We start from the raw sequence: 23615 nt of genomic DNA, 5'->3' as shown, positions 1-23615 counted from the left end.
CAAATCCTCTCCCATCATTATCCACACTCAAATTTTCTCATGTTTACACAAAGTGAAATTTACAGAATTTAAAGAGATTCTTTTATTTTCTGTATAGTTTCTACATTATAACACAAAATACTATGGATAAGCATAATGTTCAAGCGCCACACCAGCAAAACAAGCTGGAGTTTCGCTTGAAGAAATTTCTGAAGCGCTAACCCATAGTGATACGATTACAACTAAGACCTATGTTAACACTTCTAATGTGATTCCAATGGCTGTTGGAAAATTTGCTTTAAAGTCTCTAAAACAACAAGGTAAAAATAAGGTGAACTTTGAGGTAAACTTTTCAAAAAAAACACGAAAAAAGCACCCATAAGGTAAACTTTTGAGTGCTTTGAAACGTTGATAGTATCGTATTGATTAACGTTTTGAGGCAACTGACTCTGTCAGGTTGCAGCCACATTTGTAATCGACTAAAGTCGCAACAACTGTGTCAATTGCACCAATTTAGTATGAAAGTACAAAAAGAACACCCCAAAAGATGCTCTTTGTAAGTATAGTAATTCTTTCGAATTAACGTTTACTAAATTGTGATGCTTTACGAGCTTTCTTAAGACCTGGTTTGGAAAGTATGAGTTTCATTTGGACTAAAAATAGCGTAATATCAAGGCTTTTCAGAACTAAAACCACTTATTTATTTCATAAAATTTGAATCAATATTTTTTAAATAGGGGAATTTCTTAACGCAGAACTTTCAATCCTATCCTCTTCCTTCTTATCCTAACAAAGTTTGTAATATTGGAATAACAACGATAAATAGAACCGTACTTAGAGTCACCACATTCGTAGAAAATTCCACATCCCCTTTTCCTTGATTGGCAAGGATTGGAAGAACTGCTAGAGCTGGTGTAGCAGACTGAATCATAAAGGTCTTAAATTCTGCTGTTGCCATATTTGGGGCAAAGAACTTCAATACAAGAAGCATGATCAGAGGAGCTAGGATAAAGCGTCCAACCAAAGTGACAATTGTATCTTTATCAAAAGCAATCGTATTCAAGCCTGCCTTTGCAAGAACAATACCGATATAAATCAGAGATAAGGGAGTGACGATATTCCCAACATAGGTTAAGGTATTCGTTGCGAAATCTGGAATAGAGATTCGAAGAATCAAAAATAGTAGGGCGACAAGAAAACCTACAAGCGGAGCTGGTAGCAATTTCTTCCAGTCAAATTTACTTGTCTCCTTGCTTTGACCCGATTTACTGTCACTCGTCATCAAATACACGCCCAATGTCCAGGTGGAAATCGTGTTGGTGATATAGTAAATTAAGAAATAAGGAAGAGCCTGATTCCCAAAAAGAGCAACGTTTAAAGGTAAACCAATAAAAATAGTGTTGGCATTCACAAAGGTATTAATCATGGTTCCTCGCCGTCCTGGACGAACCTTGAAAACCATAACTGCAATATAAGCTACGATATAGCCCAAGATAAAGGCCACAAATGTATAAAGGAGACCTCCAGAAAGACTGATTAGTTTATCTAGTGTTAGGTATTTCATCACCGACACAAAGATTGACGCTGGCAAGGCTACATTCATGATCAAACGAGATAGGTTAGGTCCAAAGGCATCTCCAAACCATCCCTTCACCTGAAGAATATACCCCAAAACAATGATAGCGATAATCGGAATGATACTCGTAATCGAGGTTAAAAAGAGTGACATAGGTATCCTTTCTATATTACTTAAGTCCACAGCCCATACAAATCTGTCGCTAGTGAAGGATAGACAGCAGCAATGAATTATTTATACTCTGGATACCATTTCAAATCACGAACTGCTTTAGCCATATCAGTTTCTTTAGCACGTGCAAGACCTTGTTCTTGCGCTTTTTTAGCGACTGCTTCTGCTACTTTAATGGAAACATCTGCTACATACTTGAATGGTGGCAAGACAGGAGCTCCTGGTTGACCTGGATTGACAATACCACTCAATGAATGAGCCGCTGCTCCAATCATTTCATCTGTCAAAAGACTTGCTTCAGAAGCTAACATACCTAGACCAAGACCTGGGTAAATCAAGGCATTATTGGCTTGACCAATCACATAGTCTACACCTTTATAAGAGACCGTATCAGCAGGAATTCCTGTTGCGACAAAAGCTTTGCCATCTGACCATTCGATCAAATCTTTGGCGCTTGCTTCGGCCAGCTTGGTTGGATTTGATAATGGGAAGATCATTGGACGTTCAGTATTTTCGCACATAGCTTCTACTATTTCTTTAGTGAAGGTATTTGGCTGAGTTGAAGTTCCTACTAAAATAGTTGGTTTAACAGTTTTAACGACTTCTAATAAATCTGTTAATTTATCAGCATTAGGAAAATCTGGCCGTTTCTTAGCAAACGGTCTTTGTTCAGGAGTTAGGTCATCCATGTCATCAAAGAGAAGACCTTGTTTATCAACCATAAAGAAACGTTTATAAGCTTCTTCTTCAGAAAGACCTTCACTCACCATTTCACGAAGAACACGAGAAGCAATCCCTGCACCCGCAGTACCACCACCATAGCAGAGATAAACTTGATCTGTTAATTTTTCACCACTAATATCTAGTGAACCAAAGATACCACCCAAGGTAACGATTCCTGTGCCTTGAATATCATCATTAAAAGTTGGAATTTGTTTCCGATATTTTTCAAGAATATTAGCAGCATTTAAGCGACCGAAGTCTTCCCAGTGAAGGTAGAGTTTAGGAAAGAGACGTTCTGCTGTTTGAACAAATTGGTCAATGAAGTCGTAGTAACGTTCTCCGCGGACCCGTTCGTGACGATTTCCCAAGTAATTAGGATTGTTCCGAAGTTCTTCACGGTTAGTCCCTGCATCAATGACTAAAGGAAGGACCATAGAAGGATCGATTCCAGCAGCGCCAGTATAGACCATCAATTTCCCAACAGAAATATCGACACCATTTGTTCCCCAGTCACCGATTCCAAGGATTCCTTCTGCATCTGTTACAACAATGAGACGAATCTCGCGATTCCCAGCAGCATTTTTCAAAGTGGCTTCAATATTTTCAGGATGATTGATATCAAGATATCCCGCATATTGTGGATCTACAAAGAGGTCACTATAGCCTTCAATGGTATCTGCAATAGTTGGATCATATACAATTGGATTGAATTCCTCCAAATGTTGAGAAAAGAGGTAATAGAAAAGAGTCCGGTTCGTGTTAAAAATTTCCATTAGGAAAAGACGCTTTTCCAAATCATTGGCTTTTGTTTGCATTTGTGCATAAGTTTGCGCCGCTTGTTCTTCAATCGTTTGAACATACGGTGGCAGTAAACCAATAAGACCTAGTTCCTTCCGCTCCTCTAAGGTAAAGGCAGTACCTTTATTGAGGAAAGGGTTGTTTAAAATATCATGTGCAGTCATAGTGCAACCTCCTTTTTACTTCTATTATACCACTTAAAACGAATTATTTAGAAAACTTTGTTTTTTAAAAAATACAATCGTGTACGCATATGTTATAATGAGTCTACGAAGACAATTTTCTAATAAGCTCTTTATACTTAAAACACCACTGTTAATGGCACTTTAAGTTGTTATATTTTATAAGGTTCTGAACTCATAAAACTCTCGATGATCACTCTTTACTAAAAGCTTCGAGTAAAAGAAACTAATCATACAAATTGGCAATCCGAATTAAAATAAATATCATATAAGTTTGTTATATAATACTTTGTATTTTTTAGGGTGTTTTTTTGTCATACAAAACTTGTATTCTATTTATATGACAACTAAAAACTATTTACAACAATATATTTCCCAAAAAGTGAAATATTTTCGAACACAGAAAAAAATGAGCCAGGAAGAACTTTCGGAACAAGCGGGGCTCGGGCTTAAGTATATCAATCAACTTGAAAACCAAAATGTGAATCTGACCATTCACAGTCTAGAAAAAGTGATTGATGCCTTACAGATGACCCCAGAGGAGTTTTTCAATTTTAGTAGCCTTGAATCCACCTCTGATAAGACTGAAAATCTTTCACTAAAGAGATTGAACATGAAGATTAAACAACTTCCTGTTGAAAAACGAGAAAAGATGTTGGTCATTTTTGAAAGTATCTTAGATAATCTATGATATCCCTGACTCACTTATATTTTAACTGGTGACTACTCATATAGTCAAATTGTAGGGTACGGATAAAAATTATTTATCTGGTGATTTCCACATATTTCCCATTCTCCAACTAATGAAAGTGAGCCCATATGAATTTAAAAGATCTACAATATTTTTATGATCTCTGCCAAGTCCAATCCTATACGGAAGTAGCAAAACAACACAAAGTCAGCCAACCATCTATTTCTTATGCCATCAAGCGCTTAGAGGAATCCTTTAACTGCAAATTGATTCACCACGATCCCTCTCATCGTTCCTTCAAACTAACTCCTCAAGGACAAATCCTTCTGAAGCATACTGAACTGATTTTACCCGAGGTTATTTCTACTCGCAAAGAAATTAATCGCTCCTTGTCACAATACTCTACTGTAGGATTCCCTCCTATTATCATTCAGTATCTCTTTGCCGCCTTAAACGAAAAAGATAAATTCGATTTTTTAAAAAAGGTGCGCCCTATCCGCGGTGGCTCCGTAGAGTTATTAAACCTTCTCATCAAGGGAGACCTTGATGCAAGCCTACTCGGTTTGATTGAACCACTCAATCATCCTTCAATAGAGACACATGAACTCTTTCATAAAGAACTGTATGTCGTTTTATCTAAGAACCATCCTCTTGCTACTGCTCTTTCCTTCACTTTTGAAGATTTAGTAGATCAATCCTTTATCCTTTTAGACGAACATTTTGTTCACTTGAAAGCTTTTGAACTTCTTAATCAGAAGTATCAAAACAGGGCAGAAATATTCTTCAAGAGTGACGACATTGTCATTCTTAAAGAACTTTTAAAGAAAGGGATTGGCGTTAGTTTACTAGCTGATATCGCACTCTCTGATGAAGATGATGATTTAATAAAAATCCCTCTAATACCGGAGGACCAGATCACATTTACAGTTTATTACGCTCACCTTAAATCAGCTACACTGTCATCAGAAGTAGAGGATTTATTTAATTTTATTAAACTATACAAACCAAAAGAACTTGGCTCTTTGTCAACTGTAGTAGATTGAAGAAAAGCTAAGCTCGAGAAAGGACGAAATTCGTCCTTTCTTTTTTGATGTTTAGAGCGATAAAATCGCTTATCACTCAATTTACGGCTATCCTGTTGAATGAGCTTCCGGTAATGTTTGATGGCTTTATATTTATGAGATTTTCGCTCAAACTGATTCATGATTTGGACACGCACACGACTTAAGTGTTGGAGTAAAACAGTCCACTGGACTGTTTTAGCCTGAGTTCAGAAATATAATAACGAAGGGTGAAAACGATCGAGAACGATTTTAGCACATGGAAAAAGCTGTTTAGCTAATTCATAGTAGGGACTAAACATATCCATAGTAATGATTTTCACCTGACAACGAACAGCTCGATTGTAGCGAAGAAAGTGATTTCGGATGACAGCTTGTGTTCTTCCTTCAAGAACAGTGATGATATCGAGCTTTTCAAAATCTTGCGCAATGAAACTCATCTTCATCTCCCGATTGAAACAGTCACTTCCCTAACTGTTTCAACATCCCATGATATAATCTCAGGAAGATGCGAAAAATCATGCTTAAAGTGGAAGTCATTGAGCTTTCAAATGACAGTTGAAGTTGAAATGGCCATCTGCTGAGCAATATTGGTCATAGAAGTCTTTTCAATTAGCTTCTGAGCGATCTTTTGGTTGATGATACGAGGGATTTGGTGATTCTTCTTGACGATAGAAGTCTCAGCGACCATCATTTTCGAACAATGATAGCACCTAAAACGACGCTTTCTAAGAAGAATTCTAGTAGGCATACCAGTCGTTTCAAGGTAAAGAATCTTAGAAAGTTTTTGAAAGTCATATTTCTTCATTTGCTTTCCGCAATCAGGACAAGATGGAGCATCATAATCCAATTTAGCGATGATTTCCTTGTGTGTATCCATATTGATGATATCTACAATCTTGATGTTTGGATCTTTGATATCAAGCAGTTTTGTGATAAAATGTAATTGTTCCATATGATTCTTTCTAATGAGTTGTTTAGTCTCTTTTCATTATAGGTCTTATGAGACTTTTTTTCTACAATAAAATAGGCTCTATAATATCCATAGGGGATTTACCCACTACAAATATTATAGAGCCTAAAAAGTAAGCCATCGGCTTACTCTTAATCAAATAGTCGGTGCCTTATTTCCTCTAGAGCCATAATGATAAATGGACAGACGAGCAAATAGAGCCAATCATCAAAACCAATCGGAGCTGTATTAAAGAGAGTGTGGAAAAGAGGTACATAGGACAGGATAATAAAGAGAATGATTTCTAAGATAATCCCCAGACTAATAATCTTATTTGCAAATGGTTTGATTTTGAAAATAGTTCCTCTACCTTTGCGACTATTCATAGCCATACCAATCTGCGTGAAGATGATAGCTCCCAAAGTCATGGTTGTTGCCTCTCGATAAAGAGGTCCTGAACTAGCTAGATGATTCAGATGTCCTTGATTAACCCAATAATTAAGGAAGAAGGCACCCATAGCCAAAACAGACTCAATCATACCATACCATGCAAAGGCTTTTAATAATAATTGCCGATTTAACAAACGATCTGATAGGCGTCTTGGTGGCCTGTCCATAATGCCTTCTTCTGGTGGCTCAACCCCCAATCCCAAAGCGGGCATCATATCTGTTCCAAGGTCAATCGCTAGGATTTGCATAACTGTTAAGGGAAGAGGAATGCGCCCCAAAGAGAACAAGAAGAAAGTAGAGGGTACAGCTTCAGGAGTATTGGAATTAAAAATATAGGTAAGGAATCTTTGAATATTTCGATAAACGGCACGTCCTTCTTCAACAGCATGGACAATAGAAGCAAAGTGGTCATCCGTTAAAATCATATCAGCAGATTCCTTGGCTACGTCGGTTCCAGATACCCCCATAGCTACACCGATATCAGCCTTTTTAAGAGCAGGGGCATCATTAACACCATCACCAGTAACAGCGACAACTTCACCAAGTTCCTGAAGTGCATTGACTACACGATATTTTTGTTCAGGAGCCACACGAGCAAAAACAATCTCGCCTTTAAGAGCTACTTTGAGCTCTTCGTCGGTCATATCTGCCAGTTCAAGCCCTGATATCACTCGTGCATTGTTACCTTTTACAATTCCAATTTTCTTGGCAATACTAAGAGCTGTCAAACCATAGTCACCTGTGAGCATGATAATGCGAATACTGGCACGGTGACATTGCTCAATTGCTTCACGTACACCTTGACGTGGAGGGTCACTCATGGCAACAAGTCCCACAAAGACCATATCTTCTTCGAGGGTCCGCATATCCCACTTGTCTTCTCTAATATCTTCGCTTTCCAAAGGACGATAAGCAACAGCTAAAACACGTAAGCCGTCACGAGCAAATTGATCGTTAGCAGCAAGAATTGCTTGACGTTCTGTAGCAGTCATAGATTTGATTGCTCCTTGACCATCATAATAGTCTGAGCAAAGTTCCATCACTTCTTTAGGCGCACCCTTAGTGATGGAAATATGGTGACTGCCATCCAGACTTTTTTCGAGACTATGTACCGTTGTCATTCGTTTACGATCCGAATCAAAGGGAATTTCTTTGATACGAGGAGCCCAGTTGTGGTTGTCATTTAAATCAATACCTGCTTTTTCTGCAAGAACATTAAGACAAGCTTCAGTCGGGTCTCCCAAGACCGTATAATCGGGATTGTCAGCACTTGGCGCAACCACTTGAGCATTACTAGCCAAGTGAGAAAAGCGAACCAAACGATTCAGGAGATCATTTCCCTTCAGAGAAACAGGGTCACCATCCTTCTCAATATACCCTTTTGGTGCATAACCTAGCCCAGTCACCTCATAATTACCCGACAAGGTCCATAAATGATTAACTGTCATGGCATTTTGAGTTAGGGTCCCTGTTTTATCTGAGCAAATAACAGAGGTTGCTCCAAGAGTCTCAACAGAAGATAATTTCTTCACTAAAGCATGTTCTTTAGCCATGCGTTGTACAGCCATAGCTAGAGAGAGGGTAACTGTAGGAAGTAACCCCTCAGGGATAAAGGCAACAATCATTCCCAAGGCAAAGATGAAAGCTTGAGAAAGAGGCTGATGGACAAATAGTGTTGCTGCAATCATAAAGAAGAGACCTACAGATACTGCGATAACCGAAATCTGTTTGGTCAAATGGTCCAGTTCCTTTTGCAGCGGGCTCTTTTCCTGAGCTAGGTTTTGCGTCAAGTCTGCAATTTGTCCAAACTCAGTTTCCATACCGATAGCAGATACTATAAAATGTCCTGACCCAGAGGAAACTGTGGTCCCTGCAAACACCATATTGTCATATTCCAATTCAGTCTTATCAGGAGTCAAATCTGCTTGGTCTGATTTATAAATGGGATTAGACTCACCAGTGAGGGCAGACTGATTTACCTGCAAGTCTGTCACAGCAACCAAACGTCCATCTGCAGAAATACGGTCACCTTCTTCAATGAAAACCAAATCACCTGGCACCAAGTCCTGTGCAAGGATTTTATCTTCCTTTCCATCACGAAGAACTCGGGTATAGGATGGAAGAAGCTTATTCAGTGCTGCCGTGGCTTGACTAGCCTTATATTCTTGAATAAAACTAAAGAGACCATTAATGATATTGACCAGCCAAATCGCAATTCCCAACTCCAAGCTATGGGAAATCACAGCAATAAAGCCACCAACCCACAATAAGAGGGCCATGAGACTGGTAAAATGTTTGACAAAGGTCAACCAAATAGGTTCTTTCTTACTTTCTTTCAACTGGTTAGGACCATAAGTTGCTTGCCTCTTTTTTACTTCTTGTGAGTTTAACCCTTGAGGACTTGTTTGCAACACTTGATAAACCTGATCAGGGGCACGGGTTCCTAATGTAGTCCCCTTCTGTCTAGAATCACTCATAATCCTTTCCTCGATTCTAAATCATTAAAGCGATTTCATATTTACACCCTCATTATACTCCTTTTTCAGAAAATGTTGAAAGAAAAGGCTCTATAATTCCTATGGTGGCTTTACCCACTACAGAAATTATAGAGCCGAGAACTTTAGCTTGTATACCCAATAGCTAAAGTTCTTTTGGTAGTGTAAAATAAGCCGTGTAAACACAAACAGGAAGAAATCCGTTATAGTAGAGTTACGAAACATTACTGGAACGAGGTTTATTCCTATGACACAGTTTACTACAAAACTACTTAACTTCTTAGCCCAAAAGCAAGATATTGATGAATTTTTTCGTTCATTCCTTGAAACAGTTATGAACGATCTGCTTCAAGCAGAGTTATCAGCCTTTTTAGGGTATGAGCCTTACGATAAAGCTAATTATTTTAAAGCCAACAGTCGTAACGGAACGTATTAACGGAAATTCAAGGTTCAAATATTTGGGATGAACAGAAAAAGCATCCCGTATTTTTGATACGAAATGCTTTCAATAAGTGTAAATAAGTTTTAACGTTTACTAAATTGAGATGCTTTACGAGCTTTCTTAAGACCTGGTTGGGGCACCACTTATTTCATCTAATTTCAAAGTGCTTTAGAATCAACGTTTTCATAAGTTTTTAACAAATAAAATTTCAACTAGTTTCAATCATTTTAATTAAAATAAGGTAAACTTTCATAAAAAATAAGCAAAAATCGAACCAGAATATCAAAAGTTTACCTTATTTAATTTTCACAAAAATGAAATGATGAAACTCCTTTCTATAATATTCTCATTCCTAAAAATACTAGAAATAGTATAATCTTTTCTAGTATTTGTGGAATACAAAACGCAGGACTACCAATCCTGCGTTTTTAATAGTTTGTTCCGAACAAATGCAAGAGTACTAATTCATCAAATGAAATAAACTCTATTTGCTGGTAGATTCCTATATGATTGTTAACTTCTTCTGCTTTAGCTAATCCGACTGGTATATAATTCCCCATATCGATAAAACAGAGAATTTTAGATAAAACAAACTGTTTAATATTTAAATCAGTGAGGAGTAAAAAATCAGTTTTCACTTTCAACAATAGTTCATCTATTAATTTGGACCAGTTTTTAAAATAATCTACTATTGAAATTTCTCCCTCATTTAGGCTCTTAAGATACATTTTATTCTGTGTATTACTAGTCACATTTTTCCTTAATTCTGAAACTGAAATGAGCGGTTCAATACCTGTAGTTTTCTCTTGACTAGGACTATAGCTAGTTCTCAAATTACTAAAAGGCAATGAAAAATGTTGACCGTAGTCCCTCAATAATTTTAACATTTTTATTTCATCTAATTTTTCAAAATTTAAAACTTCTTTCTTTAAATCAAAGCGTTCTTCCTGCTTACAATACGATTTTATATTATCAATAAATATCCTTCCAAACATAATATTTTGCATAAATAAATACTTGCAATCTCGATATATATCATTTAATTTTTGAGTGTCATAATCATCAATATTCTCAATGTATTTTTTTATCAATTCTTCTGACTTCTTATAATTTCGATAACAATCAAAAACATTAGTATATTTTTTTAAAGAGATATTGTATTCCTTAAAATCTTTAAATTCAGTCTCATCAATTTCCAATAAAAAATTTCTATCATAATTTGAAACAAAATAACTATACAACTTAACCCTCAATTATTTTCAGTCTCTTGGTCCCATAAAACGGTCACCATTTAAATGTATCATATGCTCTGGCGATTCAGATAACCAAACCTCTGTTTCTTCCAGAAGGCTTTAAAACTCGAAACATCTCGGCAACCAGTTCCTTATAGAAAGCAAGATAATATTCTATAGACACCCTGTCCTCATACTCTTTTCCTACATTTGAAACTATTAAATCTATACTTTCAAATTCAAGTTATTTTAAAAATTCTAAACTATCTCCAGTGATAATCTCACTCTTAGTAGCATATTCTTCAATATTTTTCAAATCTTTATACCTCTTAGTTATTATTGCTCTCTCTATTATACCAAAAAAATTACAATCTAAATCATAAGTACCAATCAGTTAAGAATTGTACTTTTTAACTCTGCTGATATGTCAAATGAAATTCCCGTGGCAGTAAATATAGAATCCAATAATATAGACTTCAACCATTCACTTTGAAATATCTTGTTTAATTCTTTATCAAGTTCAAGATTTAATTCTTCAATTTTTCTTTTTAATTCAAAATAGTTATATTCCGATTTTCCTTTAAAAAATGGCTTACTATTGTACCCCGTTATTTTTTTTACATTATGAGTAGCACTAAAAAGATGAACTCTCAAAGAGGCATAATATCCTAACCAATACATGTACAAATCTTTGTAATTATTAGGATTGCTAGCCATAGCTTCCGAAAGGTATCTCTTCTGTGGTTCTATAAAATTTGTTTCATGAAAGTAATCTTCAAAAAAAATATCTTCGTTAACTAGTTTTAATGCTCCTTTCTTGTATAGAAAGTACATTGTAATCGCTCTTTCAATTTTCAACATTTTTTCCTCTGAAAAAATAACGCTAAATCTAGCCTTTTCTTCTTTTCGATTATTTGAATAGGTAATTTGTTTTTCTAAATACTTTTTTAATAAGTCAACTGCATAATCAATCATTGAACAGTCATCATTGTTATGTAATTCTCCATACAAAAGTTCAAGTTCCGCAATTTTATTTTCTTCTCTTAGATCAAAAAAAATTTTCATACTTGAATGGCTACTCTTATTTTCTAAATAAAGTTTATAGAGTACCCACTTATTGAAAGCTGGGATATCTGTATCTGAAACTTTATTTGCTGCTATCAACGACTTTTTCAAATTTAATAAAAATTTATATTCAACAAAAGCTTCCGTATACTTTCGAAGATATAAAATTTCTCTTTTAATATCTTTGAAACTTCTCTTATCAGAATCATTTTGAAATGAATTCTCAGAATCTAAAAAAAATTTTAAAAAACTTGTCATAATCACTTTCCTATAGAATATCGTAATTTATCTTCTAGTATGGGATATATAAAGCAAGACATAAATAAAATAGTGTTATTTCGGAAAACTGATTATACACCCCTGTGTTTTAATTATATCATAAAACAAAGATACTGCAGTTCGATGTTTTTTAACTAAAGATGCTATGTCTTCACTCAATCAATATCATAGCAGGCTCATTTGTCTATATTGATCGTTTATCATCAGCCAGGAGGAAAAAATATGGCAAAAATAACAAATTACGAAGAAGTGCTACAAGAAGCAGAGTATAATCATACTCAAGTAGTTACCAATGTACGTCAAGGTTACTATAAAAGTAAAGATGGCATTGACCATCTTTGGGTCATTCTCGAGTGTATAGATGAATTCATCTATGCTAACGCAGAAAAATTAGGTATAGATATATACGAGATACGCACTATCTCAGTCAAAGTTAGAAATCCTGATTCCCGAAACTGGCTCTCACTTACAGAAAAAACAATTGATGTTAGCTCTGCCACTGTCGTACCTGTCATCAAAAATGACCAGCTTAAAGGTCTAGCTTTAAGCATTGAAAACTCGGAAATTAAAGCGAGGTAAAAAATATGCACATATTATCGTTTTATGAGCAAGACAAGATTTTTAATGAAATCTACTCTAAAGAGATAGATAATCTTCTACTCAATGGAGAAGAATCGCTCAGAGGAACAGAAGCTACAACTGAACAATTTAGCATAGAAGATTACTTTTTAGCAGTCAAATGGCACATAACTTCTTCTCAGAAGATTGACGATGCTAGAATAGAAATTATAAAACAATCACTTTCAGGTTTGTATGCATTATATTTTAAAAAAATATATCCAGATTTAGTAAATGTTTACAGTTTAAGGATTATAGACATTTATAGCACTAGTCCAAATACTATTGAATTAGTGATCGTTATCGATAGTTCAGAAGCCCGATTACGAAACATAATCTAGTAGTTGACAAGTAGTATAATCTCAGATAGATTATACTACTTATTTTTAAGGAGTTTAATTATGAAACTTATATTAAAAATGATTATTCTAGTCTCTCTTTGGTATTTAACTATTTTTATATTGTTGTTGTTAAAGAGAATAGCTGATTTTTATAGCGGAAAAGTAGTAAAAACAAACAAATTAAAGGTAGCTACTTTACAAGTTCTACTATATCAGCTTGAAATGATTCTGCTATTTGCTAAATTTATATTTAATAAAGTCCAAATCTACTTCGAAGAAAAAAATACTCAAAAGAGAAAAATGATAGTTCTCCAAAATGTAGTACACCATCTGAACCAGAATTTAAAAACCGAACTTGGTATCAAAATTGTCTCTCCCGCTACCAGTAACGGAATTGATATTTGGATTTATTTAGCAAATAATTTGAAAGATGCAGATAAAACTTTGTTAGAGGACTATTTTTCAGGAGTTTTATCAAAGTATACAGCTGAATTTGCTTTAGATATCCTCATCATAAAACAAAATGCAGGGGCTGGCTGGATAGCTACATTTGATATTAAGCCTGTTGCGGAAGCGACCTACAATCGAATGGCTCGAGCTTCTGAAGTAACCAACGAAGATAAGTATGATGAGGATATAGATATATGGTAGACAGTAAACCCTTACTTAAACGTGGAGGTGGAAAGATAGGATGGTCTATCCCAAGCCCCACCATAAATTTTTTAGTTCTAGGTAATGTTGGGAGTGGTAAATCTGTGGTAGCCAAAATGCTGGTTGCCAATATATTTATGGAAAATCTCAAGAAACCGAAGCAACTTTCACCAATGTTAATTGTTTCTGAAATAAAGCAAGAGGATTGGCTAGAATTTGAAGATAGTTCCAATGTTTTTCTAGGATGGAAAGCTCACAAAGCTATTGAAGTTGCCTACAATGAGATGATACGTCGCCAAGAGGACAGAACTATAGAACGAAACCCCTTAATTCTTTTGATTGAAGAAGTTACTGTTCTCATGAGTTCTCTTGAAGGGAAACAAAAATCAAAAATTCAGAAGATGCTTAAGTCAATCATCCTCAGTGGCCGAAGTCGCTCAATATACTGTTGCTTTGTTTCCCAAGATCTGTTAGCACAAGACGGTATTGATACAAATCTTAGAAATCAATTTGGAGCTGTTCTAGGTTTAGGAAATATGGCATCTAGATCAGCAATCTCAAGTAGTATTTTTGACTTAAAACCTGGACAAAAGCTAGAAGCTCTTCCAAACCGTTATGGTTGGTATCAAGAAATGAACGGCAGTCAACCTATAAAAGTCCAAGTTCGGAACGTTCGTGATTTTTCTAGAATGAACAAAGTACTTAAGAAGATGCTCGAGCAGTATCAGCCACCAAATGAAAGTGCCTCAGAGGGTTAGGGTTGGCAAGCCGAAGTGCTTGTTCATTTTACCAACCCTAACCCTCTGAGGTGCAAACCTGCGGTAGGCAAAATATTGCCATATATTTAACTTTAACTATTCTACGTGCGGTTAGACTGGGCTTGTCAACTGTGTCTAACCCAGAATAGTTAAGAGAATAATTAGAATATGGAGTTTAATTATGAAAAATAAAAAACAAGCAAAACTGACTTGTGTAATGATTGCTCAACAGTTTGATTCTCAATTTTGGATTGGTTGGGATAAAGATTTGATTCTTAGCAAATCTATAAAAGACATTTTAACTGAAATGGTTAATCGTGCTAACACTGTCGCAACTGTTTCAGAAGCATATGGGATAAAGCATGATAAAGATACTTTAGAACTATATGATTCTGAAACTGACTCTTTCTATCAAGAACTAAAATCAGAACACGGACATTTTTTACTTAAATTTTCGGAGGGAGCAACATTAATCGATTTAGCTCTGGCAATCGGAGTTGAACCGCAATACATCGAAAAAGCTAAGTCGGGACGATATGGCTATGATAATTTATTAGCTTATCTCATTCATTCAAAGGATCCTGATAAATTTCAATATTCAGCAAGTGATGTTATTACGATTCTTGGCAAAGATTACTTAGAAATTTATAAAGAAAAATTTTCTTCTTGGTCTAAAGGGAGAACAAAGAAAGAAGTTAGAAATGCTTCGGAACAAATTGATTCATTAATTGCAAATATATTAAATGGAAAAATTACTAAGAGTGAGATTCTCTTATCTTCTAATCATTTACAATTATATGCGCTCTATAAAACAAAGATAAATGAAGCTTTCATGACTTTAGGGGAAGTAAAAGCTACCAGAACTAAGAAAGCACTTGAAAATGGAGACTTTAAAAAATCAATTTTTTTCATTACTGGAAAATCGGGGTTAGGAAAATCAGTTTTATCTAGAGAATTGGTTGGGGATTTGATTCAATTAGCAGAAAATAATGAACAAACTTGGTCAAGTGTCGCAACGGCTGGAACGAATATATTTGATGAAGTTAATGGAGAAGAAATTCTTTTACTTGATGATGTACGTGGAGATAGTTTAACTGCTTCTGATTGGCTAAAATTACTTGACCCATATAATATAAGTCCGATTTCTGCCCGCTATCATAATAAAATGGGAGCTACAAGAGTGATTGTTATAACTAGTACCAAACACCCATTGGAGTTCTTCTTTAAAACTAAAGGGAATGAAATTGAGGATTTGTCTCAATTTATCAGAAGATTTGATAGTTTAATCACTATTGATAATACTGCTGAAACTACTCCCATAAGATACTTTCAGTCATTACCTAAGAGGGTTGTCAATAGACGGGTTAAGATTCCATATACTGGATTTGAAACTTATTTAAGCTATGATTTTGAAAACAACTCTGAAATGAATAAGAAAGATTTATTAGATTTCCTAGTTGCTCAAGTTAGTCTCAATAATAAGTGGGATCTAGATAAAATAAAAAACTCATTAGAAGACGGCACTTTGGCTAGCAGTTCTGATGAAGTAGATACAGAAGATTCTAAATCTCCTGATAATTCAATTGTAGCACAATAGGGAGGATTTTATGCAAGTTATTTTACCAGATGAACAAGTTCAAAAAATTCAGCTCCTACTTGCTGAACTTATAAAGAAAGAAATTGACAAAAAATTGAACCATAGTAACCTTGAAAGTCCGTTTTTAAATAAACAACAGGCTCGCCACTATCTAGGCATCTCAAACAATACCCTAGATAGTTGGATTAAACTAGGACTGCCTGCCATAAAAATAGGCAAGACTATACGATTTAATAAAGAAGCCATTAATTCATGGCTCTACTCACAAAACTAGAAATATCTATATTTTTGTTTTATAATAGTCATGATATTTTCTGGTTCGATATAAAGGAGAATATCATGACTATCAGTAAGACAAAGAACGGAACTTACCGCTTAAAAGTCTATATACCATTAGAAGCAAGAATGCCTCTTGGTATTGTTAATAGCAATTACTACGATAAGAGATTCAAAACAAGAAAGGAGGCAAGGCAAGCTGAGATAGACTTGCTTACTAAGTTAAATCAAATAGAAGATAATGAATTTACAGGACTAGCCAAAGGAGATATTCTTTTCTCAGACTTCTATAACAATATCTGGTGGGACTCTTATAAAGCAGGACAAACTACATCTACTTCTAAACCACCTAGCAGATCAACAGTCGCTAATACCAAAACATGTTTTGAAAAACATATACTACCACTTCTTGGAAACTATACGATACAGTTTCTAAATCAAAATAAGCAAGTTATCCTAAATCTAATGACATCTAAGGCTAATGAATATGCGAACTTCAAATCTTTACGTAGCTATGTGATTTCCATTTTTGATTGGGCAGAAGAACTTGAGTATATAGAAGCTAATAAAGTTGCAAAAATATTAAGAAGAATAAAAGCCACTAAAAAGATTCAACTTGCAGAGGCAAAGAGAGAGGAAGATTTATATCTAACTCACGAACAACTCCAAGAATGGTTCTCAGCATTTCAAGAAGATTTAGAGAATGATAAAATAACCCTTAAAGATTATGTCCTATTTTATCTTACTTTTTTCTTAGGTGATAGAAAATCTGAAACATATGCTCTTCAATGGAAACATATCGACTTTTCAAAATCACAGATTCAGCTAATTCAAGCTTTAGATAGATATGGACAAGTAAAATCTACTAAGGGAAATAAGAAAACTATTTTCTCTATTTCTAATGACTTACTTCAACTTCTTACCTCTTGGAAAGAACAACAAAAATATGAACTAGCAAAGTTTGGCATCATCAGTAACCCAGAACAATTTGTTTTTACATATATCGACACAAGAGGAAACATCAACAAGCCTTTACATGCTGACTATCTAAACAATAAAATGAAAAGCATCAGAAAGCGACATAAAGAGCTGGCACACGCTACACCTCATAAACTGCGACATACAGGAGCGACACTTGCCAAACAAGCAGGAATGAGCTTAGAAGCTATTTCTGAGGCTCTAACACACAGTGACACAGGAACAACACAGATTTATGTAAATACTTCTAATGTAGTTCCTATGACAGTAGGTGAATTTGCTTTAAAGTCTCTAAATCAATAAGGTGAAAATAAGGTAAACTTTGAGGTAAACTTTTCAAAAAAACACGAAAAAAGCACCCATAAGGTAAACTTTTGAGTGCTTTGAAACGTTGATATAATCGAATTGATTAACGTTTACTAAATTGTGAAGCTTTACGAGCTTTCTTAAGACCTGGTTTCTTACGTTCAACTTTACGTGAGTCACGTGTAAGAAGTCCTGCGCGTTTCAATGAATCGCGGAAGTCTGGGTCTACTTGAAGAAGGGCACGAGCGATACCGTGACGGATAGCTCCTGCTTGACCAGCGTATCCACCACCTACAACGTTAACGAAAACATCGTATGAACCTACAGTTGAAGTAACTGCGAATGGTTGGTTGATAACAAGACGAAGGTCAGCGTGTGGGATGTACTCTTCAACATCTTTTTTATTAACAGTGATTTTACCAGTTCCTGGAACAAGGCGAACGCGTGCAACAGCGTTTTTACGACGTCCAGTACCTGCATATTGTGCTTGTGACATACTTTATTGTTCCTTTCCTTAGATAAGTCCTGAAATATCAAGAACTTCTGGTTGTTGTGCAGCGTGAGTGTGCTCAGCTCCAACGAATACTTTCAATTTCATACCTTGAGCGCGGCCAAGAGTATTGTGTGGAAGCATACCTTTAACTGATTTTTCGATCAAACGTACTGCATTTTTAGAACGAAGTTCACCAGCAGAGATTTGTTTCAATCCACCTGGGTGGTTTGAGTGAGTGTAATAGATCTTATCAGTTGCTTTTTTACCAGTCAATTTAACTTTTTCAGCATTGATAACGATTACGAAGTCACCTGTATCAGTGTGTGGTGTGAATGTTGGTTTGTTTTTTCCGCGAAGTACGCTAGCAACAACTGCTGAAAGGCGTCCAAGAGGTACATCAGTTGCGTCAACAACGTACCATTTGCGTTCTACTTGGCCTGGTTTAGCCATGAATGTAGTTTTGTTCATGATTTCTCCTATATGAATATCGTTTTTGTTTACAGGGCGGATGTTCCGGTCCGCGGGGTATTTGAAAGGTTCCGGGGCCTTACAAATGGGGTAAACAATACCGTCTACTATCATACCAAATTTTACTACTAAAAGTCAATAGATATGAAAAATATTTTTGCCGATTTCAGTGTTTAACATCTAGAAAAACCTCGCTTTTGCGAGGCTCTCCTATTTATAAGCTAAGGCACGTTTAAAGGTTTTCCAGATTCCCAAATCATCCGTTTGAAGGACTAGACTAGCATACATGCGTCCGATAAAGGCTGTTGCAGTTACTGCAAAAACAACCGTTATGGCAAGTGAAATCCAAGCTTCTAGACCACTTGCATACCCATTAATAGCTCTAAATGGCATAAAGAAGGTCGAGATGAAAGGAATATAGGAACCAATTTTCAGAACTAAATTGTCTCCTGCAGCACCTAGAGCGGTCACTCCAACGAATCCTGCGATAATCAAGATCATCAGTGGCGACAAGGCCTTTCCTGAATCCTCAGGGCGAGAAACCATAGAACCTAGGAAGGCTGCCAAAACAACATACATAAAGAGACTAACCAATACAAACAATAAGGTATTGAGCGAGAAGGCATCTCCTAGATGATTTAAAATACCAGATTGAGCCAAGATTGGTAGGTCTTTAAAGAGAAGAATGGCAGCCAGCCCACCCACGACGTAAATGCCAATATGGGTCAAAATCACAAGAAGCAGAGCCAGCATGCGAGCATAGAAATAATGACTAGCTCGGATACTAGAGAAGACCACTTCCATGATTTTGGTTCCTTTCTCGCTAGCCACTTCCTGAGCAGTGACACTAGCATAGGTAATCAAAATCATATAAAGGAAGAAACCAAGCCCTGCGGCCGCAATGGTTTGAACAATTTTTTTGTTTTCCTTAGATTCATCAATCTTCTCAGTAAAGTCAACGGTTTGACTCAGGCGCTTTTCCTGCTCTTGAGACAAATTAGCTGCCGAGCGATTAAGTTGGTATTGAAGCTCATTGAGTTTATTGGTTACTGCTAGCTTGATGCCACTTTCAAGAGAAGTTTCACCATGATAGACGGCCTTGAGGACGCTGTCCTCTTGGTCAATGGTTAGGTAACCCTTGATTTTCTCATCTTTGATAGCAGCTTGGGCACTGGCTTCATCTTTGTAATCAAAGTTGATACCATTGGTACCCTTGAGTCCCTCAGCTACAGATGGCACTGTTGTTACTACTGCTACCTTGCTATTTTTAGCCATCGAAGAATTTTGGAGATAGCCGATTCCTACAGATAAGGCTAAAAAGAGGAACGGCGAAATCACCATAAAGAAGAAACTCCAGGACTTGACATGTCGAAGATAGGTTTCCTTCATTACAACCCACATATTTCTCATACTTCCACCCCTGATTCTAGTTTAAAGATTTCATCGATTGTTGGAGCTTGTTGGTCAAAGGTCGCGATGTATTGACCTTGAGTGAGGATGGGGAAGAGTTCCCTTCCAGCGCTCTCATCATCTAGGATTAATTTCCAACTGCCTTGCTTGGTCAAGCTCACCTGTTTGACATGAGGAAGTTTTTCCAGTTCTTCCTTGCTTCGTTCACTTGAAACAAAGAGACGTGTTTTCCCATATTGATTCCGAACATCCTGAACTGGTCCATGCAAGACCACACGCCCATCTCGAATCATGAGAATATCATCGCAAAGTTCCTCAACGTTGGTCATGACATGGTCAGAAAAGATAATGGTCGCACCGCGCTCTTTTTCTTTTAAGATGACCTGTTTGAGCAACTCGGTATTGACTGGATCTAAACCACTAAAAGGCTCATCCAGGATAATCAAGTCTGGCTCATGGATTAGGGTGATAATCAGCTGAATTTTCTGTTGATTCCCTTTGGAAAGACTCTTGATTTTGTCGGTCAATTTGCCCTTCACTTCGAGTTTTTCCATCCATTGAGGGAGTTTCTCCTTGACCTCCTTGGCATCCATGCCCTTTAGAGTCGCCAAGTAGCGAACTTGTTCAAGGACTGTCAGCTTGGGCATGAGGCTGCGTTCCTCAGGCAGATAGCCAATCCGAGCATAGGTTTCCTGACGAATCTCCTGCCCATCCAGACTGATTTCTCCTTGATACTCTAAAAATTTCAACATACTGTGAAAAATCGTTGTTTTCCCAGCACCATTTTTCCCGACCAAGCCCAGAATCCTTCCTGGACTTGCCTGAAAATCGACACCAAACAAGACTTGCTTGGAACCGAAACTTTTCTCTAGATTTCTTACTTCTAACATTTTCCACCTCCGAGATATGTTGCACTTATTATACTCCTTTTTGATAGCCTTTACAACGTTTTGTGTCTATTTTTATCGAGATTATTTATAGTAAAAATCTACCAAATCTAAGTTTTTTAAGCGGTTCAGTGATAACTTAAGTATAGCTCATTAAAGGCTTTCTGAGATGATTCCTCTCTCAACTGTTGCTTTTCTCTTCTGAACTGTCCTTTTGAAACTAAAAATCCACCCCGAAGGATGGATTGATGAGTTAACGTACTTCTGCATTCACTTTTTCTTCGAGTGATGCTTGGATCTTTTCCATGTAGCGTGCGACTTCCTCGTCCGTCAAGCTGTCTTCTGGATTTTGGAAGGTCAAGCTATAGGCCATTGACTTCATACCAAGTCCTAATTTTTCACCTGAGAAGACGTCAAAGAGTTTGATATCTGTCAAACGTTTCACGCCGGCAGCTTGGATAGCATCTACAACTTCTTGGTGAGTGACTTCTGCCTTGAGAAGTAGAGCAATATCACGACTAACAGCTGGGAATTTGGTAATTTCCACAAATGGAGCAGCAGGTTGAAGCGCAGCTTCGATGGCTGAAAGGTTGAGCTCAGCTACATACGTTTCTGGAATATCATAGGCCTTCGCAGTGACTGGATGCACTTGGCCAAGGAAACCAAGAACTTGGTCACCGAGCGAAATCACGGCTGTACGTCCTGGATGGAGGCTTGCCATCTCAGCTGTTGCTGTATAAGTCACTTCAAGCCCCAAGCGAGCAAAAAGCGCTTCAAGGATTCCCTTAGCATAGAAGAAATCAACTGGAACTGCTGCCGTTTGGAAGTCTTTTTCAGCAACCAAGCCTGTCAAGGCAAAGGCAAAGCTGTTGATTTCGTTTGGTAGGTCTTCTTTTGGATTGCCTGTTTGTTCAAAGACTTTTCCAATCTCGTAAAGAGCCAAGTTTTTGTTCTTACGAGCCACATTGTAGGCAACCGTATCAAGGATACCTGAGACCATATTTTGGCGGAGAACGGAGCGATCCACTGTCATTGGCCACATAAGTTCTGTAAGGTTACTTGGTTGAGCTGTGAACTCAACTGCTTTTTCAGGAGTTGTTAGAGCGTAGGTAATGATTTCTGTCAAACCTGCTCCTTCAGCGATGGTACGAACTTGGCGACGCAATTTTTGTGTTGCAGTCAATTCGCCAGCTGTACCGTCATCTTTTGGAAGACTAGTTGGCAAGCGATCATAACCATAGATACGGGCAATTTCTTCAAAGAGGTCTGCTTCGATGGTGATATCCCAACGACGACGGGGTACGCTGACTGTAAAGCGATCTGCATTGCCAGAAAGGCCAAAGTCAAGACGACGGAAGACATCTTCCACATCAGCATAGGAAAGCTCCGTACCAAGGACGCGGTTAACGTCTTCAAGAGTCGAAGAAACTTCCACATCTGAAGTATCAAGCTGGCCTGCTGAAACGATGCCCTTACGCACCGTCGCACCTGCAAGATCAGCAATCATGCTAGCTGCCGCATCAAGGGCTTCGTTAACAGTTGCCACATTGATGCCTTTTTCAAAGCGAGAAGACGATTCCGAACGAAGGTTGAGGCGTCCGCTAGTCTTGCGGATGGATTTGCCATTGAAAACAGCAGCTTCAAGGACAACGCGACTAGATTTTTCAGAGATTTCTGTTGTTTGCCCGCCCATGACACCTGCAAGGGCTACTGGCTTGTCTGCGACAGTGATGATTAAGTCATTTGTTTCCAAGTCGCGTTCTTCACCGTCCAAGGTCACCAATTTTTCACCAGCACGCGCTTCACGCACACGAATCTCGCTTCCTTCAAAGGTATCCAAGTCAAAGGCATGCATAGGTTGACCAAAGTAAAGCAGGATGTAGTTTGTCACGTCGACTACGTTATTGATTGGACGGATGCCTTCGTTCATAAGAAGGTTTTGCAACCATTGTGGACTTGGTGCGATGGTCACATTGTCCAAGATACGGGCCGCATAATATGGCGCCTTATCTGTTTCAATCCCTACAGAAAGAGCATCTGCTGCACTTTCATTTGTTTCTGTTAAACTGAATTTCTTAAAGCTAACTGCCTTGTCATAGATAGCTGCCACTTCGTGCGCTACTCCACGCATAGAAAGAGCGTCTGCACGGTTTGGCGTGATGGAAAGCTCGATGATTTCATCATCCAAGTCTAGATATGAGAAGACTTCCTCACCTGGTACTGCATCTTCTGGCAAGATTTGAATACCATCTGCAAATTCCTTTGGTACAACTGAGTCAGAAATCCCCAATTCACCAAGTGAACAGATCATTCCGAGAGACTCTAAACCACGGATTTTCCCTTTTTTGATTTTGTAATTGTCAGCGATACGAGCTCCTGGAAGAGCCACCATGACCTTGATACCAGTACGCACATTTGGGGCACCACAAACGATTTGACGGGCTTCTTCTTCGCCAACGTTAACCTGACAGACATGCAAGTGAGTTTCTGGCACATCTTCGCAAGACAAGACTTCACCGACGACAATTTTTGAGAGACCGGCAGCCGGTGATTCGACACCTTCGACCTCGATCCCTGTAGTTGACATTTTTTCAGCCAACTCTTGTGATGGCACATCAATGTCCACCAATTCTTTTAACCATTTATAAGATACAAGCATAATTCTGATTGTAAGATCTCACCAAGTAAGACCTTTTCAATTCCTTTCTTTTTCTTCGAGTCAGTCCTCACCGTTCT

The 23615-nt window shown here is 37.3% G+C and carries 19 protein-coding genes and 3 pseudogenes; 11 read left to right on the top strand and 11 right to left on the bottom strand.

Going from position 1 to position 23615, the window contains the following annotated elements; genetic code table 11:
- Positions 1-145 precede the first annotated feature (145 nt).
- Positions 146-295: pseudogene (locus HMPREF9189_RS11920) on the top strand (site-specific integrase); the annotation flags it as partial.
- A gap of 465 nt (positions 296-760) precedes the next feature.
- Here HMPREF9189_RS11920 and HMPREF9189_RS02750 read toward each other — a convergent pair.
- Together HMPREF9189_RS02750 and HMPREF9189_RS02745 are read right to left on the bottom strand one after the other, a co-directional pair.
- Positions 761-1708: an AEC family transporter gene (locus tag HMPREF9189_RS02750; protein ID WP_000051818.1), complete on the bottom strand. Its 948-nt coding sequence runs from the start codon at positions 1706-1708 to the stop codon at positions 761-763.
- A 77-nt stretch (positions 1709-1785) separates the two neighbouring features.
- Positions 1786-3411: a malolactic enzyme gene (locus tag HMPREF9189_RS02745; protein WP_000123928.1), complete on the bottom strand. Its 1626-nt coding sequence runs from the start codon at positions 3409-3411 to the stop codon at positions 1786-1788.
- 358 nt (positions 3412-3769) lie between these two features.
- Between HMPREF9189_RS02745 and HMPREF9189_RS02740 the strand changes: the two genes are divergently transcribed.
- Entirely contained in the window at positions 3770-4120 is a 351-nt protein-coding gene (locus HMPREF9189_RS02740; RefSeq protein ID WP_000208710.1) for a helix-turn-helix domain-containing protein, read from the top strand.
- 128 nt (positions 4121-4248) lie between these two features.
- On the top strand, positions 4249-5163 hold the full coding sequence (locus HMPREF9189_RS02735) for a LysR family transcriptional regulator (protein ID WP_001049303.1): 915 nt from the start codon (positions 4249-4251) through the stop codon (positions 5161-5163).
- 56 nt (positions 5164-5219) lie between these two features.
- On the opposite strand, the pseudogene HMPREF9189_RS12205 reads toward HMPREF9189_RS02735, so the two are convergent.
- Positions 5220-6136: pseudogene (locus tag HMPREF9189_RS12205) on the bottom strand (ISL3 family transposase); the annotation flags it as partial.
- A gap of 149 nt (positions 6137-6285) precedes the next feature.
- Positions 6286-9060 (bottom strand): cation-transporting P-type ATPase, encoded by a 2775-nt coding sequence (locus HMPREF9189_RS02720; protein WP_001285356.1) that lies wholly within the window; start codon positions 9058-9060, stop codon positions 6286-6288.
- Between the two features lie 265 nt (positions 9061-9325).
- Here HMPREF9189_RS02720 and HMPREF9189_RS02715 point away from each other — a divergent pair.
- Positions 9326-9511, top strand: a pseudogene (locus HMPREF9189_RS02715) (transposase); the annotation flags it as partial.
- Positions 9512-9948: 437 nt separating this feature from the next.
- On the opposite strand, the gene HMPREF9189_RS02710 reads toward HMPREF9189_RS02715, so the two are convergent.
- Both HMPREF9189_RS02710 and HMPREF9189_RS02705 read right to left on the bottom strand, forming a co-directional pair.
- On the bottom strand, positions 9949-10719 hold the full coding sequence (locus HMPREF9189_RS02710) for a hypothetical protein (protein ID WP_000401817.1): 771 nt from the start codon (positions 10717-10719) through the stop codon (positions 9949-9951).
- Between the two features lie 423 nt (positions 10720-11142).
- Positions 11143-12075 carry a hypothetical protein gene (locus HMPREF9189_RS02705; RefSeq protein ID WP_000200342.1) on the bottom strand — a complete coding sequence of 311 codons (933 nt, stop codon included), beginning with the start codon at positions 12073-12075 and terminating at the stop codon, positions 11143-11145.
- Between the two features lie 243 nt (positions 12076-12318).
- Between HMPREF9189_RS02705 and HMPREF9189_RS02700 the strand changes: the two genes are divergently transcribed.
- From HMPREF9189_RS02700 to xerC, 7 genes are all read left to right on the top strand, one after another.
- On the top strand, positions 12319-12675 hold the full coding sequence (locus HMPREF9189_RS02700) for a hypothetical protein (RefSeq protein WP_001074148.1): 357 nt from the start codon (positions 12319-12321) through the stop codon (positions 12673-12675).
- A gap of 5 nt (positions 12676-12680) precedes the next feature.
- Positions 12681-13055, top strand: a complete 375-nt coding sequence (locus tag HMPREF9189_RS02695) for a hypothetical protein (protein ID WP_000547811.1) — start codon at positions 12681-12683, stop codon at positions 13053-13055.
- Positions 13056-13115: 60 nt separating this feature from the next.
- On the top strand, positions 13116-13706 hold the full coding sequence (locus tag HMPREF9189_RS02690; protein ID WP_000767071.1) for a hypothetical protein: 591 nt from the start codon (positions 13116-13118) through the stop codon (positions 13704-13706).
- Complete coding sequence (locus HMPREF9189_RS02685) at positions 13700-14464, top strand: hypothetical protein (protein ID WP_000228478.1); 765 nt, start codon at positions 13700-13702, stop codon at positions 14462-14464. Before HMPREF9189_RS02690 ends, HMPREF9189_RS02685 begins: the two co-directional genes overlap by 7 nt.
- A gap of 181 nt (positions 14465-14645) precedes the next feature.
- Positions 14646-16061: a Rep family protein gene (locus HMPREF9189_RS02680; protein WP_000791389.1), complete on the top strand. Its 1416-nt coding sequence runs from the start codon at positions 14646-14648 to the stop codon at positions 16059-16061.
- Between the two features lie 10 nt (positions 16062-16071).
- On the top strand, positions 16072-16335 hold the full coding sequence (locus tag HMPREF9189_RS02675) for a helix-turn-helix domain-containing protein (protein WP_001196073.1): 264 nt from the start codon (positions 16072-16074) through the stop codon (positions 16333-16335).
- 65 nt (positions 16336-16400) lie between these two features.
- Positions 16401-17618 (top strand): tyrosine recombinase XerC, encoded by a 1218-nt coding sequence (xerC, locus tag HMPREF9189_RS02670; protein ID WP_000155893.1) that lies wholly within the window; start codon positions 16401-16403, stop codon positions 17616-17618.
- Positions 17619-17724: 106 nt separating this feature from the next.
- Here the strand turns inward: xerC and rpsI are convergent, their stop codons facing one another.
- From rpsI to pheT, 5 genes are all read right to left on the bottom strand, one after another.
- Positions 17725-18117, bottom strand: coding sequence for a 30S ribosomal protein S9 (gene rpsI, locus HMPREF9189_RS02665; RefSeq protein WP_000075969.1), 393 nt, complete (start codon positions 18115-18117; stop codon positions 17725-17727).
- Positions 18118-18135: 18 nt separating this feature from the next.
- Positions 18136-18582, bottom strand: a complete 447-nt coding sequence (gene rplM, locus HMPREF9189_RS02660; protein WP_001044624.1) for a 50S ribosomal protein L13 — start codon at positions 18580-18582, stop codon at positions 18136-18138.
- A gap of 210 nt (positions 18583-18792) precedes the next feature.
- A complete protein-coding gene (locus HMPREF9189_RS02655; protein WP_001245399.1) occupies positions 18793-19992 on the bottom strand; it encodes an ABC transporter permease in 1200 nt (399 codons plus the stop codon).
- Complete coding sequence (locus HMPREF9189_RS02650; RefSeq protein WP_000895273.1) at positions 19989-20882, bottom strand: ABC transporter ATP-binding protein; 894 nt, start codon at positions 20880-20882, stop codon at positions 19989-19991. The genes HMPREF9189_RS02655 and HMPREF9189_RS02650 overlap by 4 nt, the downstream gene beginning before the upstream one ends.
- A 250-nt stretch (positions 20883-21132) precedes the next feature.
- Entirely contained in the window at positions 21133-23538 is a 2406-nt protein-coding gene (pheT, locus tag HMPREF9189_RS02645) for a phenylalanine--tRNA ligase subunit beta (protein WP_000961541.1), read from the bottom strand.
- Between the last annotated feature and the right edge of the window lie 77 nt (positions 23539-23615).

The organism is Streptococcus sp. oral taxon 071 str. 73H25AP (assembly GCF_000146755.1).
In the GTDB taxonomy this organism is placed as follows: Bacteria; Bacillota; Bacilli; order Lactobacillales; family Streptococcaceae; genus Streptococcus; species Streptococcus oralis_T.
This window is presented reverse-complemented; position numbering and strand designations above follow the sequence as displayed.

Excerpts from the sequence above, each read along its gene's own strand:
- HMPREF9189_RS02750 (WP_000051818.1), bottom strand. The coding sequence starts at position 1,708 with ATGTCACTCTTTTTAACCTCGATTACGAGTATCATTCCGATTATCGCT.
- HMPREF9189_RS02745 (WP_000123928.1), bottom strand. The coding sequence starts at position 3,411 with ATGACTGCACATGATATTTTAAACAACCCTTTCCTCAATAAAGGTACT.
- HMPREF9189_RS02740 (WP_000208710.1), top strand. The coding sequence starts at position 3,770 with ATGACAACTAAAAACTATTTACAACAATATATTTCCCAAAAAGTGAAA.
- HMPREF9189_RS02735 (WP_001049303.1), top strand. The coding sequence starts at position 4,249 with ATGAATTTAAAAGATCTACAATATTTTTATGATCTCTGCCAAGTCCAA.
- HMPREF9189_RS02720 (WP_001285356.1), bottom strand. The coding sequence starts at position 9,060 with ATGAGTGATTCTAGACAGAAGGGGACTACATTAGGAACCCGTGCCCCT.
- HMPREF9189_RS02705 (WP_000200342.1), bottom strand. The coding sequence starts at position 12,075 with ATGACAAGTTTTTTAAAATTTTTTTTAGATTCTGAGAATTCATTTCAA.
- HMPREF9189_RS02700 (WP_001074148.1), top strand. The coding sequence starts at position 12,319 with ATGGCAAAAATAACAAATTACGAAGAAGTGCTACAAGAAGCAGAGTAT.
- HMPREF9189_RS02695 (WP_000547811.1), top strand. The coding sequence starts at position 12,681 with ATGCACATATTATCGTTTTATGAGCAAGACAAGATTTTTAATGAAATC.
- HMPREF9189_RS02690 (WP_000767071.1), top strand. The coding sequence starts at position 13,116 with ATGAAACTTATATTAAAAATGATTATTCTAGTCTCTCTTTGGTATTTA.
- HMPREF9189_RS02685 (WP_000228478.1), top strand. The coding sequence starts at position 13,700 with ATGGTAGACAGTAAACCCTTACTTAAACGTGGAGGTGGAAAGATAGGA.
- HMPREF9189_RS02680 (WP_000791389.1), top strand. The coding sequence starts at position 14,646 with ATGAAAAATAAAAAACAAGCAAAACTGACTTGTGTAATGATTGCTCAA.
- HMPREF9189_RS02675 (WP_001196073.1), top strand. The coding sequence starts at position 16,072 with ATGCAAGTTATTTTACCAGATGAACAAGTTCAAAAAATTCAGCTCCTA.
- xerC (WP_000155893.1), top strand. The coding sequence starts at position 16,401 with ATGACTATCAGTAAGACAAAGAACGGAACTTACCGCTTAAAAGTCTAT.
- rpsI (WP_000075969.1), bottom strand. The coding sequence starts at position 18,117 with ATGTCACAAGCACAATATGCAGGTACTGGACGTCGTAAAAACGCTGTT.
- rplM (WP_001044624.1), bottom strand. The coding sequence starts at position 18,582 with ATGAACAAAACTACATTCATGGCTAAACCAGGCCAAGTAGAACGCAAA.
- HMPREF9189_RS02655 (WP_001245399.1), bottom strand. The coding sequence starts at position 19,992 with ATGAGAAATATGTGGGTTGTAATGAAGGAAACCTATCTTCGACATGTC.
- HMPREF9189_RS02650 (WP_000895273.1), bottom strand. The coding sequence starts at position 20,882 with ATGTTAGAAGTAAGAAATCTAGAGAAAAGTTTCGGTTCCAAGCAAGTC.
- pheT (WP_000961541.1), bottom strand. The coding sequence starts at position 23,538 with ATGCTTGTATCTTATAAATGGTTAAAAGAATTGGTGGACATTGATGTG.